Here is a 16,524-nt window from a genome sequence, read left to right as displayed (position 1 = left end):
TTTCTGCGGTATTTGAAAGATGGAGGAATATTTTATGAAAAGAACTGAGGGAGAGAACGGTGCGTTCCATATAGACGGACAGGCGTTTTATGATGCGATCGTCAGCAGTACTGAAGATTATATCTATATCATAGATATGACAACCGATATGGCTCTGATTTCCGATAATATGCTGCAGGATTTTGATCTGCCGGGAAGGCTCGTACCCGGGCTTGTTCCCGTGTGGGGCAAACTGGTACATAACAAAGATAAAAAACGATATTTCGACTCTGTGGATGATATGCTCAGAGGGATGACGGATATACATAATGTAGAGTATCAGGTAAAAAACAGAGATAATGAATATGTATGGGTTGTATGCCGCGGACTGTTAAAGAGAGACCAGAATCAAAATCCGCTCTCCTTTGCAGGTGTGGTGACTCCGATCGGCAGCAAAGGAAAGATTGACTGCACCACAGGGCTGTTCACCCAGGAAAAGTGCAGGGAACGGATAGAATTTCTGCTGAACCAGGGAAGCGCCAGGGGAGGGCTTTTGCTGTTAGGGCTGGACGATTTTAAACAGATCAATAATCTGAAAGACCATACTTTTGGAGATCTGGTGCTTCGGCAGATGGCACAGAATATACAGCAGATGCTGCCTTCTAAGACTGAGATTTTCCGGTTCGACGGTGATGAATTTGCAGTTGTCTGTCCGGAAGCATCATTAGAGGAGATCGAAGAATTATATCGGTCTATTCATACATATGCCAACTGTGAACATGAGATTGACAGAATTTCTTATTTCTGTTCTGTTTCGGGAGGGATATCCATCATAGGAAAAGACGCGGATAACTATTTAGATCTGCTCAAATTTGCAGCAAGCGCTTTGGATGCATCCAAGAAGCGGGGAAAAAATACTTGTACTGTGTTTTCACCGGATCTTTTACAGTCAGAATTGAGATTAATGGAATTAAACAGGCAGCTTCAGCGCTGTGTAAGAGATGGAATGCAGGGGTTTACATTGGTTTACCAGCCGCTTGTCAGAGCTGACGGACTTGGACTTACCGGGGCTGAAGCCCTGCTCCGCTGGTCCTGTCCTGACACCGAAGATGCGGGCCCTGCTCAGTTTATACCTCTCCTTGAAAACAGCGGGCTGATGATAGAAGCAGGAAAATGGATTTTGGATCAGGCATTCTCTGTATGTAAACGATGGCTGCTTTACTGTCCTGATTTTATTATGCATATCAATGTCTCCTACCTTCAGTTTATAGATAAAGATTTTGTTCCGACAGTGGTGCTGCTGCTGGAAAAATATCATCTGGACGCGCAGCACATTGTACTGGAACTTACCGAGAGCTACTTTGTGACCGATATGCCGGCACTGAAAGAAACCTTCCAAAGACTCAGGCAGCTTCATATCCGGATCGCCATGGATGATTTCGGAACGGGATATTCCTCACTGGGAATGTTGTCCCAGACTCCCGCAGATATTGTAAAGATTGACAGGGTCTTTATTTCCTTTATTAATGACCGGGATCATGTATTTAATCATTCTTTTATCGGGGCGGTCATAAAGCTGTGCCACAGTGTAGGAATTGCTGTATGTGTGGAAGGAGTTGAGCATCCGGGAGAACTGGAAGCAGTGTGTTCCCTGGAAGCAGACAGTATACAGGGATTTTATATCTCAAAACCGATCCCGGCGGATCAGTTTGAGGAGAAATATTGGAAAAGGGACGGGAGGCAGTGAATATGACGTCGATAGACCAGACAGAAGACAAGTATGTAAAGCTTATTTACCGGCGCATTATTATCCTGGCTTCTGCGGCGCACTTTTCTTATATCGTTATATTTGCACTCACCGGTGTATATCCTCTTGCTGTATACAATATCGCAAGTGTGTGCTTTTATCTTGCTATGGGGCAGAGCGTGGAAAGAGGATACTACCGCATGGCGGTAACATGTGTGCACTTTGAGGTCTGTGTGTTTGCTGTGGTCTGTACATTGTCTGCGGGATGGGATATTGGAATTTCTCCTTATCTGATTGCCATGACTTCCCTGACTTATTTTTGCCCCTTCAAACATAAATATGTGCCTTATCTTTTCGCGGGATTTGAGATCTGCGTATTCCTTGCGCTGAGATTATATACTGGATTCGCCTGCCCTGATTTTTTGGCAGTTTCTGAAAAAGAGGCACTGTGGATCTCAATTTTCAGTATCTGTGCCTGTTTTACGATTATTTTATATGCGGCTGTTTCTTCGAAGCTGTCTGCCGCTGTCAGCCGGCAGGAACTGCAGGATGAAAACCGCAGCCTGTCGACGCTTGCGAACTATGACCAGCTCACCGGCCTGCTGAGCCGGCATGCTTTCCTAAAAAGGGCGGAACATTGTCAGGCATCCTCTGCAGTGCTGGTACTGAGCGATATTGATGATTTTAAGGTTGTCAACGACACATGGGGACATTCCTGCGGAGATAAGATTCTGAGTGAAACAGCAGAACTTATCCGTTCTTTCCTGGGAGGAAACGTGGATGTCTGCCGGTGGGGAGGAGAAGAGTTTGTCTTTCTTTTCCGGGACACGCCGCTGAAGGATGTGCTCGTAAAGCTTCAGGAACTGTGTGATACGGTAGCCGGACATACTTTCTGCTGTGACGATAAAAAACTGCATATTACCATGACCTTCGGAGTCAGCCCTTCCGGAGAAGGAGCCTCACCCGAGGAGATCATTGCCCTGGCCGACAGACAGATGTACAAAGGCAAGACAGAAGGGAAGAACCGCGTCGTCTGCGGGAAATCATGAGACTGCGTGCGGTGCACGTCCGTCTGAAAGGCATGAATTACGGTGTGCCCTGTGGGTATATTTTGGTTTTACATTTCATATAGTATTAATTGTATGACATTTTCCACATAATTTCCGTTCGGCTCTTAGAATGCCTCACTCCAATCATGTAGAAAATGGACATAATGGCTACTGGAAAGGTATTCTTCGAATAAAATGGGCTATTCAATGTAAGATTTTTTATTCATTAGCCTTCTCCAGAAGAAACTATGTCCATTTTGACCAGTTTGGAGGCAATTGCATTCGAAAATCTTACATCTCTGAGACAGCAAGCCGGAAAACTGGTCAAAATGTCATGACATTTTCTCCTTTATCCCAGCCGGTTTTTAACAGGCCCTTTACACGATAACGGAGAGAAATATCTTAGCTGGCTTGAAGGAGAGGAAATGGAATGAAGAAGATTTTCTGTGTAATATGGTCTCTGTTTTTGTGTCTGCAGCTCGGTTTTCACACGGTCCGGGCGGATGATACGTTAAAATTGTATGCAAAATCAGCCATTTTGATGGATGCGGGCAGCGGACGAGTCTTATTTGATAAATCCGGGAAATCCAAAATGCCGAATGCCAGCACCACAAAAATTTTAACATGCCTGTATATTATTAAACATTGTAATCTGGAAGAGGAAGCGACAGTTTCTAAAAATGCCGCTGCCCAGCCACAGGTCCATCTGGGAGCCAGGGCCGGGGAAAAATACAAAGTTAAGGACCTCCTTTACGGTCTGATGCTTGAGTCTTACAATGACTGTGCGGTGATCCTGGCGGAGCATGCGGCCGGATCAACCGAAAACTTTGCGAAAAAACTCAATGCAGAGGCACGATCCTATGGGGCAAAGTCGACCCATTTTGTCACACCCAACGGACTGGACCGCACCGACAAAAACGGGATTCATTCCACTACGGCATATGATCTGGCACTGATCATGAAACAGTGTATTAAAAACAAAGAGTTTTTGGAGATCACCAGAGCCAAAAGCCATTCTTTTCATGATGCATCCGGGCAGCGTTCTTTTACGTGCAATAACCACAATGCCCTGCTTTCCATGATGGACGGCGCGGTTTCCGGAAAGACCGGATTCACTTCCAAAGCCGGGTACTGCTACGTGGGAGCCGTGAAGAAAAATGGCATGACCATGATCGCGGTCGTGCTGGCCTGCGGCTGGCCTCCCCATAAAACCTATAAATGGTCTGATGTCAGAACTTTGGTAGACTACGGTGCCAAAAATTATTCCTACCACAAGATTATCCCGGACTACAGCAAATTGACGGACTTGTATGTCAACGGAGGGATGGAGCATAAAGTTTCCATAGGAGCAAAAGGCGGAGGCATGACGCTTCTGCTGAAAAAGGGGGAAAAGGTCGATATTAAATGCCAGATCCCGAAGAGTCTTAACGCACCTGTAAAGAAGAAAGAACAGGTGGGGAAGATTGAATATGTGCTGAACGGCAGGGTGATCCGGGAGGAAAAAGTATTTACGAAAGATTCTATCGACAAAAAGGATTACTGGTGGTATCTCGGAAAAACACTGGATGAGTTCTGCCTGTAAAAAATATCGGAGGAAAAGGTTGTTGAGATTCTGGATCAACTGCCTTTTTTTCTAAACTGAAATATGATAAGATAACCGGAGAATAAACCAAGGAAAGGAGAATAAGACAATGTTATTTATAGAATATCCGAAATGTACAACCTGTAAAAGGGCGAAAAAATGGCTGGACGAGCATCAGGTTTCCTATGAGGAACGTCATATCGTGGAGGACAATCCGAAGGCAGAGGAATTAAAAAAATGGATTGCAAAGAGCGGACTTCCAATCAAGCGTTTTTTTAATACAAGCGGGATGAAATACAGGGATCTGGGACTGAAAGACCGTCTCCCGGAAATGACTGAGGAGGAGCAGATTGAGCTTCTGGCGACAGACGGAATGCTCGTAAAACGCCCTTTAGTCATAGGTGATGACTTTGTCCTGGTTGGATTTAAAGAGGAACAATGGGGCAATACTATCAAATGAAAAAGTATTTCACAGACAGAAAGGATATTGCGAATGGAACGAAAGAATACATGGCATTCTTATACAGAAGAAGATATAGAAAAACTGGAATCTTTGGCGTCTGACTATAAAGAGTATCTCACCGGCGGAAAAACAGAGAGGGAATGTGTAAAAGAATCCGTGAAGCTGGCTCAGAGAGCGGGATATGAGGATTTAGAGCATTTCATAGCAGAAAATAAACAGCTGAAACCGGGGGATAAAGTTTACCGCACGTGGATGGACAAAACCATTGTCCTGTTCCAGATCGGGGAAAAACCGATGGAAGACGGACTGAATATTTTAGGGGCGCACATTGATTCCCCAAGGATGGATTTAAAACAAAACCCGCTGTATGAGGACACAGAGATGGTACTTCTGGATACCCATTACTACGGGGGTGTGAAGAAATATCAGTGGGTGACGCTGCCTTTGGCCCTTCACGGAGTTGTGATCAAAAAAGACGGAACTACGATTGAGATCAGCATTGGCGAGAAGGATACTGACCCTGTGGTAGGAGTGACGGATCTTCTGATTCATCTTTCCGCCCAGCAGCTGGAGAAGAAGGCCAAGGTCGTGATCGAGGGCGAAGACCTGAATGTACTGATCGGAAGCCGTCCGGTTAAAGGCGAGGAGAAGGATGCGGTTAAAAAAGAGATGCTCAGGATATTAGAGCAGGAATACGGGATTGAGGAAGAAGATTTCCTGTCAGCGGAGATCGAAGTTGTCCCGGCAGGACCTGCCAGAGATTTCGGATTAGACCGCAGTATGATCATGTCTTACGGACAGGATGACAGGGTTTGTGCCTATACATCCCTTGCGGCTATGCTGAATGTACAGGACGCCCGGAGGACGACCTGCTGCATCCTCGTGGACAAAGAAGAAATTGGAAGCGTTGGCGCTACGGGCATGCATTCCAGATTTTTTGAAAATACACTGGCCGAGATCATAGCACTGACAGGAGAATACAGTGAGTTAAGACTCCGCAGAATCCTTCAGAACTCCCACATGCTCTCTTCCGATGTGAGCGCGGCCTTTGATCCGAATTATCCTCAGGTTATGGAAAAAAAGAATGCGGCTTACTTCGGAAAGGGGCTGGTCCTGAATAAATACACCGGCTCCAGAGGAAAGTCCGGTTCCAACGACGCCAACCCTGAGTTCGTTGCGAAACTCCGCAGAATGTTCGATGAAAATCAGGTGGCATTCCAGACTGCGGAACTCGGAAAGGTGGATGAAGGCGGCGGGGGAACCATCGCTTATATTCCGGCTTCCTATGCTATGGACGTCATCGACTGTGGTGTAGCAGTGCTGAATATGCATGCACCGTGGGAGATCACAAGCAAATCCGATCTCTATGAAGTGGAAAAGGGGTATGAAGTCTTCCTGCGGAACTGCTGAACATTATGCAGATAAAAAGAGAATCCTGTCAGTTATAAAAAACTGTCAGGATTCTCTTTTGGTGTTTGAAAAGTAATTATTTTTTGCTCGGTATGATCTCGATCCAGTAGCCGTCGGGATCACTGATGAAATAAATCCCCATGTCAGGATTTTCGTAACAGATGCATCCCATCTCCTCATGGCGCTTGTGGAGGGCTTCCATATCGTCGGTCTCCAGTGCAAGATGATATTCCAGTTCTCCCAGATTATACGGTTCGGTGCGGTCCTTTAACCATGTGAGTTCCAGTGAGAAGCCTGTGGTCTGATCTCCCAGAAAAACGAGTTTAAAGCTCCCGTCGGATGCGTTTTTTTCACGGACAGGCTCCAGATCCAATGCTTTTTTATAGAAGTCAAGGCTTTTGTCCAAGTCCAGAACGTTGAAGTTAAAGTGATTAAATGCGATCATAATGTCCTCCTTGATATTTTACGATTTTCTTAAATTTATCATAACATACTTTTTGCTATTTACAAGTGTAAAAGAGAGCGGATATAATGGTAGAGTATTTAGGATAGACGAAAGGGGAAGTTATGAAGCAGCAAATCAGCAAGTTAAAGAAGTTGACAGCAGTCCTTCTGATGCTGTCTTTGTTTATCGGGACAGGAATCGGTCCGGCTAAGGCAAAGACCGTCAGCGCGGCACAGACAAAGTACTGGATCAAGGTAAATAAGCAGGCAAATGTGGCCACTGTATATAAGCTTACCAAAGGAAAGTATAAACCGATCAAGGCATTTTTGGTGTCCTGCGGGGGCTCCAATACACCGTCCGGAACCTTTTATACTCCGGCGAAATACCGCTGGCAGACATTGATGGGGCCGAGCTACGGACAGTATTGTACAAGGATTCACGGAGGAATTTTATTCCACTCTGTATGGTATTACAGCCACAGCAAGGCCAGTCAGTCCACCGTCCAGTTCAATAAGCTTGGAAAGACCGCATCACACGGATGTATCCGGTTAACTGTGGCGGATGCCAAGTGGATCTATGACAACTGTAAGCTGGGCACAAAAGTTACGATTTACAGCAGTAAGAATCCGGGACCGTTAGGAAAACCAAAAGGATTTAAAGTATCTACATCCAGAAAGATGTATTGGGACCCTACAGATCCGGATAAGAACAATCCGTACCGCAAGGTAAAACCGACCATCAAAGTTTCTTCCAAGAAGAAAAAAACAGTGGAGTACGGCAAATCTTACAGCGTGAAGTCTAATGTGACGGCGAAAGACAACGTGACAAAGAAAAGCCTTACGAAGAAAGTGAAGTATTCAGTCACCAAGTACAACGCAAAGAAGAAAAAGTACTATAAAGCCAAATTCAGTACAAAATCTTTAGGTACATACAAGATTAAGTATTCTGTAAAATCTGCCCTTGGAAAGAGCACAAGCAAGACGATCAAGGTGAAGGTTGTAGATACGCTGGCACCGGTGATTTCTAATGCGGCAAACAAAACAGTTGCGATCAATACGAAGAACGCTGTGTTTAAGACAACGGCCAAGATGAGAAGCGGCAAGAGCAGGACTTCTGCCATGACAGTCTCCATCACAAAACCGGGTGAGAAGAAGGCCACGACCATGTCTTACTCAAAAGCCAAATCTTACGTGTTTAACAAAGCCGGAACTTACACTGTGAAGTATACGGTGAAGAACAGCAATAAGCCTTACAGGGCGGCATCCAAGACAGTCAAAGTTACAGTCAAAGCTTATAAGAATGCTGAGATAAAGATAAATCCAGAGACGTTCACAATGACGGTGACGGACGATAAATTTGATGAAGCAAAGAATGCTTTGCAGCAGGAAATTTTAAAGGCTGTTTCTATTAAAGACAATGGAACATCCATCAATTCCAATAAAGCTAAAGTTGATCTGAATAAAATTCAAAACGCAGACGGCACATATGATGTGACCATCAGCTACAAAGGAATGAATGGGAAGACAGTTTCTAAAACAGTAAAGGTTACCGTCCAGAAAATACCGGCTGCGACAGAGACATCTGCCCCAACAGCCACAGTGAAAACAACAGAACAAAATTAATGAAATCAGAAAGGCTGTCCGTTTCGTATTATTTGAAGCGGACAGCTTTTTCTCATGATAGGACAGCAGAAATATTGACATCAAACAGGTATATGATAAAATGAATAAGTTAATATGTATATTTAGTTTATTTTATATATTGTATTTAGACAAGAGATACAGTTTAGGAGGATGAAATTATGGCAGTACCTTATAATCATAAGGCAATCGAACAGAAGTGGAGGAAACACTGGGAGGAACATCCGGTCAACGTAAATGACGGCAAAAAGCCGAAATACTATTGTCTGGACATGTTCCCGTATCCGTCAGGAAGCGGACTCCATGTGGGACACTGGAGAGGCTATGTGATCAGCGATGTGTGGAGCCGTTACAAAATGCTCAACGGATATTACGTGATCCACCCTATGGGATGGGATGCCTTTGGACTGCCGGCGGAAAACTATGCCATCAAGATGGGCGTGCATCCGAAAGAATCCACCGCAAAGAATATAGAAAATATCAAACGCCAGATCGGTGAGATTGCGGCGGTCTATGACTGGGATATGGAAGTCAATACCACAGATCCTGAATTCTACAAATGGACCCAGTGGATCTTTGTACAGATGTTTAAAAAGGGCCTGGCCTACGAAAAACAGATGCCGATCAACTGGTGCCCTTCCTGTAAGACAGGACTTGCCAACGAAGAGGTTGTCAACGGCAAGTGTGAGCGCTGCGGTGCAGATGTGACAAAGAAAAATCTGAGACAATGGATGTTAAAGATCACAGAATATGCAGACCGTCTCCTGGGTGATCTGGATAAACTGGACTGGCCGGAAAAAGTGAAGAAAATGCAGGCAGAGTGGATCGGAAAGAGCCACGGCGCCGAGGTAGACTTTAAACTGGAAGACAGGGACGAGGCGATCACCGTCTATACCACAAGACCGGATACGCTTCACGGAGCGACCTTCATGGTATTGGCGCCGGAGCACAAACTGGCTGCAGAATTGGCTACGGATGAGACAAGAGCGGCAGTGGAGGATTATATTTACCAGGCATCCCTGAAATCTTCTGTGGACCGTCTTCAGGATAAGGAAAAGACTGGTGTGTTTACCGGAAGCTATGCAGTCAACCCGATCAACGGCAAAAAGGTTCCGATCTGGCTGTCCGACTATGTTCTTGCGGACTACGGAACAGGTGCTATTATGTGTGTTCCTGCCCATGATGACCGGGACTTTGAATTTGCCACGAAATTTGATATTCCGATCGTACAGGTCATTGCGAAAGACGGAAAAGAAATCGAAAATATGACAGAGGCATATACAGAGGCAGCCGGAACCATGATCAATTCCGGTGATTGGAATGGTATGGAATCTTCTGTGTTAAAAGAGGAAGCCCCTGCAATCATCGAGAAGATGGGAGTGGGCAAAAAGACAACCAACTATAAACTTAGAGACTGGGTATTCAGCCGTCAGCGCTACTGGGGAGAACCGATTCCGATCGTTCACTGTCCGGACTGCGGCGCCGTGCCGGTGCCGGAAGAAGAACTTCCTCTGACCCTTCCGGAAGTAGAAAAATACGAGCCTACGGGAACCGGAGAATCTCCGCTTGCAGACATTGACGAATGGGTCAACACAACCTGCCCGGTCTGCGGAAAACCGGCCAAGAGAGAGACAAATACCATGCCTCAGTGGGCGGGATCATCCTGGTATTTCCTGCGCTATATCGACAGCAAGAACAGTGAAGAACTGGTTTCCAAAGAAAAAGCGGACAAATACCTGCCGGTTGACATGTATATCGGCGGTGTGGAGCATGCAGTACTCCATCTTTTATATTCCAGATTTTACACGAAGTTCTTGTATGATATCGGTGCAGTAGACTTTGATGAACCGTTCCACAAGCTGTTCAACCAGGGTATGATCACCGGTAAAAATGGAATTAAGATGAGCAAGTCTAAAGGAAATGTAGTTTCACCGGATGATCTGGTAAGAGATTACGGATGTGATTCCCTCAGAATGTATGAACTCTTTGTGGGTCCGCCGGAACTGGATGCGGAGTGGGACGAGAGAGGAATCGACGGTGTGCGCCGTTTCTTAAGCCGTTTCTACAACGTGGTTCTGGATCAGAAGGATAAGGATGTCAAAGAGACAAAGGATCTGCTGAAGGTGCGGAACCGCCTTGTATATGATGTGACAAGCAGGCTTGAGAAATTCAGCCTGAATACAGTGGTCAGCGGATTCATGGAGTATAATAATAAGCTCAATGATATGGCGAAAAAGGGCGGAGTGGACAAAAAGACTCTGGAAACCTTTATTGTGCTGCTGGCACCTTTCGCACCTCATATTTCTGAGGAACTCTGGAGGGAACTTGGTCATGCGGACAGTGTATTTTCAGAGGAATGGCCGTCCTATGATGAGGCATATCTGAAAGACGATGAAGTTGAGATTGCCGTACAGATCAACGGAAAAGCGAGAACAACCATTACTATCGGAGCAGACGATGCGAAGGATGCGGTTATAGCAAAAGCAAAAGAAGCATTGGGTGATAAACTGAACGGAACCGTTGTAAAAGAGATCTATGTTCCGGGAAGAATCGTAAATATCGTGCAGAAATAAGAAAAGAGAATCCAGAAAATGGCGCAAGTGGAGACATTGCTTGCGCCATTTTTAGATTTGATGATAAAAGGAGAATCAGAACATGATAAAAGCAGTATTTTTAGACATTGACGGCACATTGCTTTCTAATACAACCGGTCAAATACCCAAAAGCGCAGGGGAAGCCATAGACAGTATGAGAATGAATGGAGTCAAGGTCTTTACGGCCACCGGCAGACATATGTCAGAGATCAGAGATCTGCCGGTCGATGATATACGGTTTGACGGCTACATTACACTGAACGGGCAGCTCTGCCTGGACAGCAGAAAAGAACTGCTTTACGGAGAAGCAATCGGCGAGAGGGATGTTGAGCTGATGCTTGCTATGTTTGAGGAGAAGAAGGTGCCGGTAATGCTGGTTGAAAAAGACAGAATGTATATTAATTATATTGATGAGCTGGTGGAGAAGGCACAGGCAGCGATCAATACACCAGTTCCTGAAATCGGCACTTATTCCGGAGAGCCGATCTATCAGTTTATTTTGTATTCAGAGGAAAGAATGGCAGAGGAAATCGTGGCGGGACTTGATGGCTGCAAGATGACCAGATGGAATCCATATGGGGTCGATATCATATCAAAAAACGGGGGAAAAGTGGCCGGAATCAGGCAGATTCTACAGGATTGTGGGATTCGACAGAATGAAATCATGGCATTTGGAGATGGAGAAAATGATATGGATATGCTCCGATACGCAGGAATCGGGGTCGCGATGGGCAATGCAGAGGAAGACGTCAAGGTTTGTGCGGATTACATAACAGATGATGTGGAGAAAGATGGAATTGAAAAGGCATGCAAATATTTTAAAATGATTTAATGGAATGAAATGGCGATAAAAGGTGTTTCGCTGTCTGTGGGGAATACAAAATGATCTTCTCCTGTTATAATGAGCATAAAAAGGAGGGGATCATCTTGGATCAGAAGAAAATCGGAATATTTATTGCCCTGCTGCGCAGGGAGCGCGGCATTACTCAGGCAGAACTGGGTGAAAAAATCGGAGTGACGAATAAGGACGAATAAGACTGTTTCACGGTGGGAAAATGGAAATTACATGCCGGATATTGCGACGATGCTCAGTTTGTGTGAAGAATTTGAGATCAGCATCAACGAACTGCTGAGTGGACAGAGACTCGGCAGCGATGAGTTCCGGAAGAAGGCAGATGAAAATGTCGTTGGTTCCCTGAAAAGAGAAAAGGCCATATGGAAGAAAAAGAAGCTGATCGATTTTTTGGAGGGCGGAGGAACCGGTATTTTAGTGTCCATTATTTTTTCACCGGACGGACCGCGGAAGACAGCGGCTTTGATCGTCGGATTGGTTATGCTGTGTGTCGGCTGGTTTTTTAGAGCCAAATATGAGCGGTATATCCTTCAGGGAGGAAAAATCATAGGGTAGTTATGTTGACATACCTTGTGAATTCCACTATAATGAACAATGTTCAATATAGAAGGAGGGATGATTTGAATAAAACAGTGACTTCCAGAGAAGCGATTCTGGCTGCCAGCCAAAAGCTTGTAATGGAAAAAGGACTTCAGGCAGTGAATATGAGAACTGTGGCATCCGTCTGCGGTGTAGCTGTTGGCTCTGTTTATAACTATTTTCCCTCAAAGGCAGAGCTATTGACTGCAACTGTGGAAAATGTTTGGAGAGAAATTTTCCATATGCCCGAAGGTTCTGTTCAGTTTCTGAATTTTGCGGACAGTGTTGCATGGGTGTATGAAAGGATACAAAAGGGTTCAAAACAATATCCTGGATTTTTTACTCTGCATTCTGTGAGTTTTGCCGCAGGGGAGAAAGAAACGGGGCGGCTTAAGATGGAACAATATTTTGACCATATGAAGACTGAACTTTGCCGTGTGCTAAAGATGGATCAGTGTGTGAATCCAGAGGCCTTCAATGATAAACTGACACCCCAAAGTTTTGTCGATCTTGTTTTTACAAATATCACATCATCACTGCTGGAAGAGAAGAGGGATTGTTCCGCTCTTATAGAAATAATAAAACGTGTTATTTATTAATAACCTGCCGGGTTTGGCAGGTAAATTTACAGACTAAAGTGAACGAAGTTCATTATTGAGGAGGTATTATGAAGGTAAGAAAAAAACAGCTGCTTTTGGCAGCAGGTATCATATGGGGATTCGCGGGAATCAATATTTTGAGAATTGGAATTCTCGCATACCGTCAGAATTGGTCTGTACGAAACGCCCTGATTTCTTTGGCAGTGTTTGCTGTTTTCAGAGCTATGGTGTTTGGAAAACTTGTGAAGAAACATACGGCCCGAATCATGAATTATACAGAGGAAAAGCAGTTTATTCTGAAGTTTTTTGACGTAAAATCATTTTGTATCATGGCCTTTATGATGTCTTTTGGCATTGGTATCCGGATGTCCGGTATTTGGCCCGACTCATGGATTGCCGTATTTTATACCGGATTGGGGACAGCTTTGTTTCTTGCCGGAACAGGCTTTATCAGCCGTTATATAAAGGTTCACAGTCTGGGACGGCGATCAGCGGCAGCGGAAATGTAAGAAGGAGGAGAAGACAATGCAGGCAGTGATGGAAACAATTTTTGATGTAATTTATCTTACCACAGTGATCTCACTTGGGATCATCATGATACGCAAAAGCCGGGGCAGAATGCAGTATAAAGTTTTCGGCATTATGGCTGTGATCCTCGGAGCAGGAGATTCTTTTCATCTGATTCCGAGAGCGGTCGCCCTATGTACTACTGGGCTGGAACATTATACACAGGCTTTGGGGATTGGAAAACTGGTAACTTCCATAACAATGACGATTTTTTATATTCTGCTCTATCATATATGGAGAATGCGCTATCATGTAACCGGTAAAAACATTTTGACAGCTGCTGTTTATTTTCTGGCTGCTCTTCGAATCGTTTTGTGCCTGATGCCTCAAAATCAATGGACCAGTGCAAATGCGCCCCTTCAGTGGGGAATCTACCGGAATCTTCCGTTTGCGGCATTAGGATTGTTGATTATCATTTTATTTTATCAAAGGACAAGAAAAGGGAAAGACCGCCCATTTCGGTTCATGTGGCTTACCATTACTCTGAGCTTCGCTTTTTATATACCGGTTGTTCTGTTTTCCGACCGGTTTCCGACGGCAGGCATGCTGATGATACCAAAGACATGTGCCTATGTATGGACCGTGCTGATTGGTTTTTTAGATATGAAAAATTGATACCTTTCTCTGCTTATGCTACACTGATCATGACAGTTATTTGCTTATAAAAAGGAGCCGTTATGTATACATTTGAGAGCAGAGTAAGATATAGTGAGGTAGACGCGGAGGGAAAACTTCCGGTGCCGGGAATTATTGATTATTTTCAGGACTGCAGTGTGTTCCAGTCAGAAGATTTGGGCGTGGGAGTGCAGTATCTGAAGTCTAAGAACAGGGCGTGGGTGCTCAATTCCTGGCAGGTCGTGATTGAGCGTTTCCCGCTGGAAGGGGATTTGGTAAGGACCAGTACCTGGGCATCGGGGTTTGAGCGTCTGTTTGGCCTGAGAAATTTTACGATGAAAGATGAAAATGATGCGATGCTGGCTTATGCCAACTCCTATTGGGTTTATATGGACTTAGAGACGGGCCGTCCGGTAAAAGCTTCACCGGAGGAAATCGCGGTATATGCCCCGGAGCCTGCGCTGCCCATGGAGTATGCGCCCAGAAAAATCAAACTTCCGGACAGCTTGGAGGAAAAGGAGGGGTTGAAAGTACCCAAATCCTGGATTGACAGCAACCACCATGTCAATAACAGCCAGTATGTGAGGCAGGCGTGGAATGAACTCCCTCTATATACAAACATACAGCAGGTGAGAGTTGAATACAAAAATTCTGCTAAACTGGGGGACTTAATGATACCGAGAATATCTGTGGAAGAGGAACGGATTGTGGCGGAATTGTGTGATGAGACAAGAAAGCCGTATGCAGTAGTTGAATTTAAAATCAAGAAATGAGGTTATCTGGTATTATGAAAAGTAATACCAGTTTTTCTTTTTACTAAGGAAGTTTTATAAGTATCGTTTCTGCATAAAAATATTTTTCTTTTATCTAACTGTTTCAACAGGCACCTATACCTGATAAGAAAAAATGTCAGATTACGAGGAAAAGGAGCAATAGTCATGAAAAGAAAATTTTTAGTTTTCCTGTTGGTCATTGTATTTGGAACGGGACAAGCTATGGTTTTTGCCGAGGCCGGTGTACAGGAAGCAGCAGAGGTGGAAACAGAACCGACAGAAGATAGAAAGCCTGAAGCGGACATAGGAAATACAGAGGAAACAGAACCGACAACAGAAGAATCGGAGACCGAAACCAGTACCCAAGCGGGAGATTCGTCAAAAGACATGGAAAAAATTGGGGGGGGGCTTAAGCAGATTTAAGAATACAGAAACCTTCCTGGGTGCTGATGAGACGATCGTTCCTTTGGTGAATAAAGTTTCAGAAAAGCCTCTGAAGAAAACAAAAGAAGGACAGACCATGCTGGATGTGAGCCTTGGGAATATCAGGATCAATCAGACAGGAGCATCAGGCGGAGGTCTTTCAGAGGCAGAGAAAGAACTGAATCCGAACGGCTATTATATTACAGGAAAAACCAATAATTATAACGTGATTGTGGCAAGAGGGGTTAAGACAGAACTGACATTTGATAGTGTAGAGATTGAAAGCAATGCAACGACGCAGAGCTGTGTGGTTGTTTCGCATGCAGATGTGACAATCACACTGAAGGGTATAAATAAATGGGGATGCAACTTCGGATCTAGTTCAGGATATTCAGGAGGAGCAGCACTTGCCAAAAATGGTATGGACGGATCGCTGATTTTACAGTGTGAATATGCATGCCAGGAAGGGCATCAGTGTGATGATGATTGTGGTACATTAATAGCAAAAGGCAATGTGGTTCATGCCGGAGCAATCGGCAGCACAATGACAAATGTTCAACAGCTCAGTGAAGCAGGGTTTTGTAATTTTAGAATTAGAGGCGGAAATCTTGAAGTCAGCGGAGGTACTCATGTAGCTGGAATCGGGGCGGCATGTAATACACAGGCCCATAATGCATCAGCATATACAAAAAATATTTATATCTCAGGAGGAAATATCAAAGCAACCGGAACGGACAGTGGCCCGGGGATAGGTGGATGATTCGGAGGTGACTTCGATGGCCTGTATATAACCGGGGGGAAAATTGAGGCACGAGGAGGCAAAGATGCACCTGGAATAGGGACAAGTGCTGCGGGAACGACTAAAACCTATAAGCTGAAAAATGTGCATATCAGTGGCGGAGATACGGTTGTCATTGCCATCGGAGATAAAAGCACAAATATGCCCGGGATCGGAGCGGCCGGAGGGAATGCTTATGTCAGCAATGTAACGGCAGAGCCTGACCCTGGATATCAGGGATATATTCAGGACGGCACGAGCCTTGAGGATTACAGCTTTATGGAGGGAACGCCGTTCCATGAAAAGACCGATATCCGGGTAGGAAGATTCTACACGAAGGTTTACTTTGGACCGTTTCGGGATGTAAACGGGATCGAGGATGATACGAAAGAGCAGATCGGAGCCAACCATGTGATCAGCAAGAGCGG

At 44.9% G+C, this 16,524-nt stretch carries 17 protein-coding genes and 1 pseudogene; 17 read left to right on the top strand and 1 reads right to left on the bottom strand.

Annotated features, from left to right (window positions below; all coding sequences use genetic code 11):
* Positions 1 to 34 precede the first annotated feature (34 nt).
* The 5 genes from DWV34_RS02970 (at position 35) to DWV34_RS02945 (ending at position 6,230) form a co-directional block, all read left to right on the top strand.
* A complete protein-coding gene (locus tag DWV34_RS02970; protein WP_118475452.1) occupies positions 35 to 1,726 on the top strand; it encodes a bifunctional diguanylate cyclase/phosphodiesterase in 1,692 nt (563 codons plus the stop codon).
* Between the two features lie 2 nt (positions 1,727 to 1,728).
* Entirely contained in the window at positions 1,729 to 2,775 is a 1,047-nt protein-coding gene (locus tag DWV34_RS02965; RefSeq protein WP_118475567.1) for a GGDEF domain-containing protein, read from the top strand.
* 430 nt (positions 2,776 to 3,205) lie between these two features.
* Positions 3,206 to 4,357, top strand: a complete 1,152-nt coding sequence (locus tag DWV34_RS02955) for a D-alanyl-D-alanine carboxypeptidase family protein (protein ID WP_022261284.1) — start codon at positions 3,206 to 3,208, stop codon at positions 4,355 to 4,357.
* A 109-nt stretch (positions 4,358 to 4,466) separates the two neighbouring features.
* Positions 4,467 to 4,817, top strand: a complete 351-nt coding sequence (locus DWV34_RS02950) for an arsenate reductase family protein (protein WP_009289425.1) — start codon at positions 4,467 to 4,469, stop codon at positions 4,815 to 4,817.
* 33 nt (positions 4,818 to 4,850) lie between these two features.
* The gene (locus DWV34_RS02945) at positions 4,851 to 6,230 is read left to right on the top strand and encodes an aminopeptidase (RefSeq protein WP_118475450.1); all 1,380 of its coding nucleotides are present in this window, start codon (positions 4,851 to 4,853) and stop codon (positions 6,228 to 6,230) included.
* 76 nt (positions 6,231 to 6,306) lie between these two features.
* Here DWV34_RS02945 and DWV34_RS02940 read toward each other — a convergent pair whose 3' ends face one another.
* A complete protein-coding gene (locus DWV34_RS02940; RefSeq protein WP_006566643.1) occupies positions 6,307 to 6,675 on the bottom strand; it encodes a VOC family protein in 369 nt (122 codons plus the stop codon).
* Between the two features lie 122 nt (positions 6,676 to 6,797).
* Here DWV34_RS02940 and DWV34_RS02935 point away from each other — a divergent pair, with 122 nt between their 5' ends.
* From DWV34_RS02935 to DWV34_RS17535, 12 genes and pseudogenes are all read left to right on the top strand, one after another.
* Positions 6,798 to 8,297 (top strand): L,D-transpeptidase, encoded by a 1,500-nt coding sequence (locus DWV34_RS02935; RefSeq protein WP_009289427.1) that lies wholly within the window; start codon positions 6,798 to 6,800, stop codon positions 8,295 to 8,297.
* 179 nt (positions 8,298 to 8,476) lie between these two features.
* Entirely contained in the window at positions 8,477 to 10,888 is a 2,412-nt protein-coding gene (gene leuS / locus DWV34_RS02930) for a leucine--tRNA ligase (protein WP_118475448.1), read from the top strand.
* 82 nt (positions 10,889 to 10,970) lie between these two features.
* A complete protein-coding gene (locus tag DWV34_RS02925; RefSeq protein ID WP_009289429.1) occupies positions 10,971 to 11,741 on the top strand; it encodes a Cof-type HAD-IIB family hydrolase in 771 nt (256 codons plus the stop codon).
* A gap of 95 nt (positions 11,742 to 11,836) precedes the next feature.
* Positions 11,837 to 11,944, top strand: coding sequence for a helix-turn-helix domain-containing protein (locus DWV34_RS17545; protein WP_233444269.1), 108 nt, complete (start codon positions 11,837 to 11,839; stop codon positions 11,942 to 11,944).
* A gap of 31 nt (positions 11,945 to 11,975) precedes the next feature.
* The gene (locus tag DWV34_RS02920) at positions 11,976 to 12,317 is read left to right on the top strand and encodes a hypothetical protein (protein ID WP_233444270.1); all 342 of its coding nucleotides are present in this window, start codon (positions 11,976 to 11,978) and stop codon (positions 12,315 to 12,317) included.
* 65 nt (positions 12,318 to 12,382) lie between these two features.
* Complete coding sequence (locus DWV34_RS02915; protein ID WP_009289431.1) at positions 12,383 to 12,940, top strand: TetR/AcrR family transcriptional regulator; 558 nt, start codon at positions 12,383 to 12,385, stop codon at positions 12,938 to 12,940.
* 68 nt (positions 12,941 to 13,008) lie between these two features.
* A complete protein-coding gene (locus tag DWV34_RS02910; RefSeq protein WP_006566649.1) occupies positions 13,009 to 13,449 on the top strand; it encodes a hypothetical protein in 441 nt (146 codons plus the stop codon).
* 16 nt (positions 13,450 to 13,465) lie between these two features.
* Positions 13,466 to 14,122 (top strand): hypothetical protein, encoded by a 657-nt coding sequence (locus DWV34_RS02905; protein WP_009289433.1) that lies wholly within the window; start codon positions 13,466 to 13,468, stop codon positions 14,120 to 14,122.
* A 62-nt stretch (positions 14,123 to 14,184) separates the two neighbouring features.
* Positions 14,185 to 14,895, top strand: coding sequence for an acyl-[acyl-carrier-protein] thioesterase (locus tag DWV34_RS02900; protein ID WP_009289434.1), 711 nt, complete (start codon positions 14,185 to 14,187; stop codon positions 14,893 to 14,895).
* A gap of 165 nt (positions 14,896 to 15,060) precedes the next feature.
* Entirely contained in the window at positions 15,061 to 15,318 is a 258-nt protein-coding gene (locus DWV34_RS02895) for a hypothetical protein (RefSeq protein ID WP_118475446.1), read from the top strand.
* Positions 15,293 to 16,078 (top strand): hypothetical protein, encoded by a 786-nt coding sequence (locus DWV34_RS17540; protein ID WP_225103688.1) that lies wholly within the window; start codon positions 15,293 to 15,295, stop codon positions 16,076 to 16,078. The genes DWV34_RS02895 and DWV34_RS17540 overlap by 26 nt, the downstream gene beginning before the upstream one ends.
* A gap of 123 nt (positions 16,079 to 16,201) precedes the next feature.
* Positions 16,202 to 16,524 (top strand): annotated as a pseudogene (locus tag DWV34_RS17535) (hypothetical protein); the annotation flags it as partial.

The organism is Anaerostipes sp. AF04-45, assembly GCF_003461725.1.
Taxonomy (GTDB): domain Bacteria; phylum Bacillota; class Clostridia; order Lachnospirales; family Lachnospiraceae; genus Anaerostipes; species Anaerostipes caccae.
This window is presented reverse-complemented; position numbering and strand designations above follow the sequence as displayed.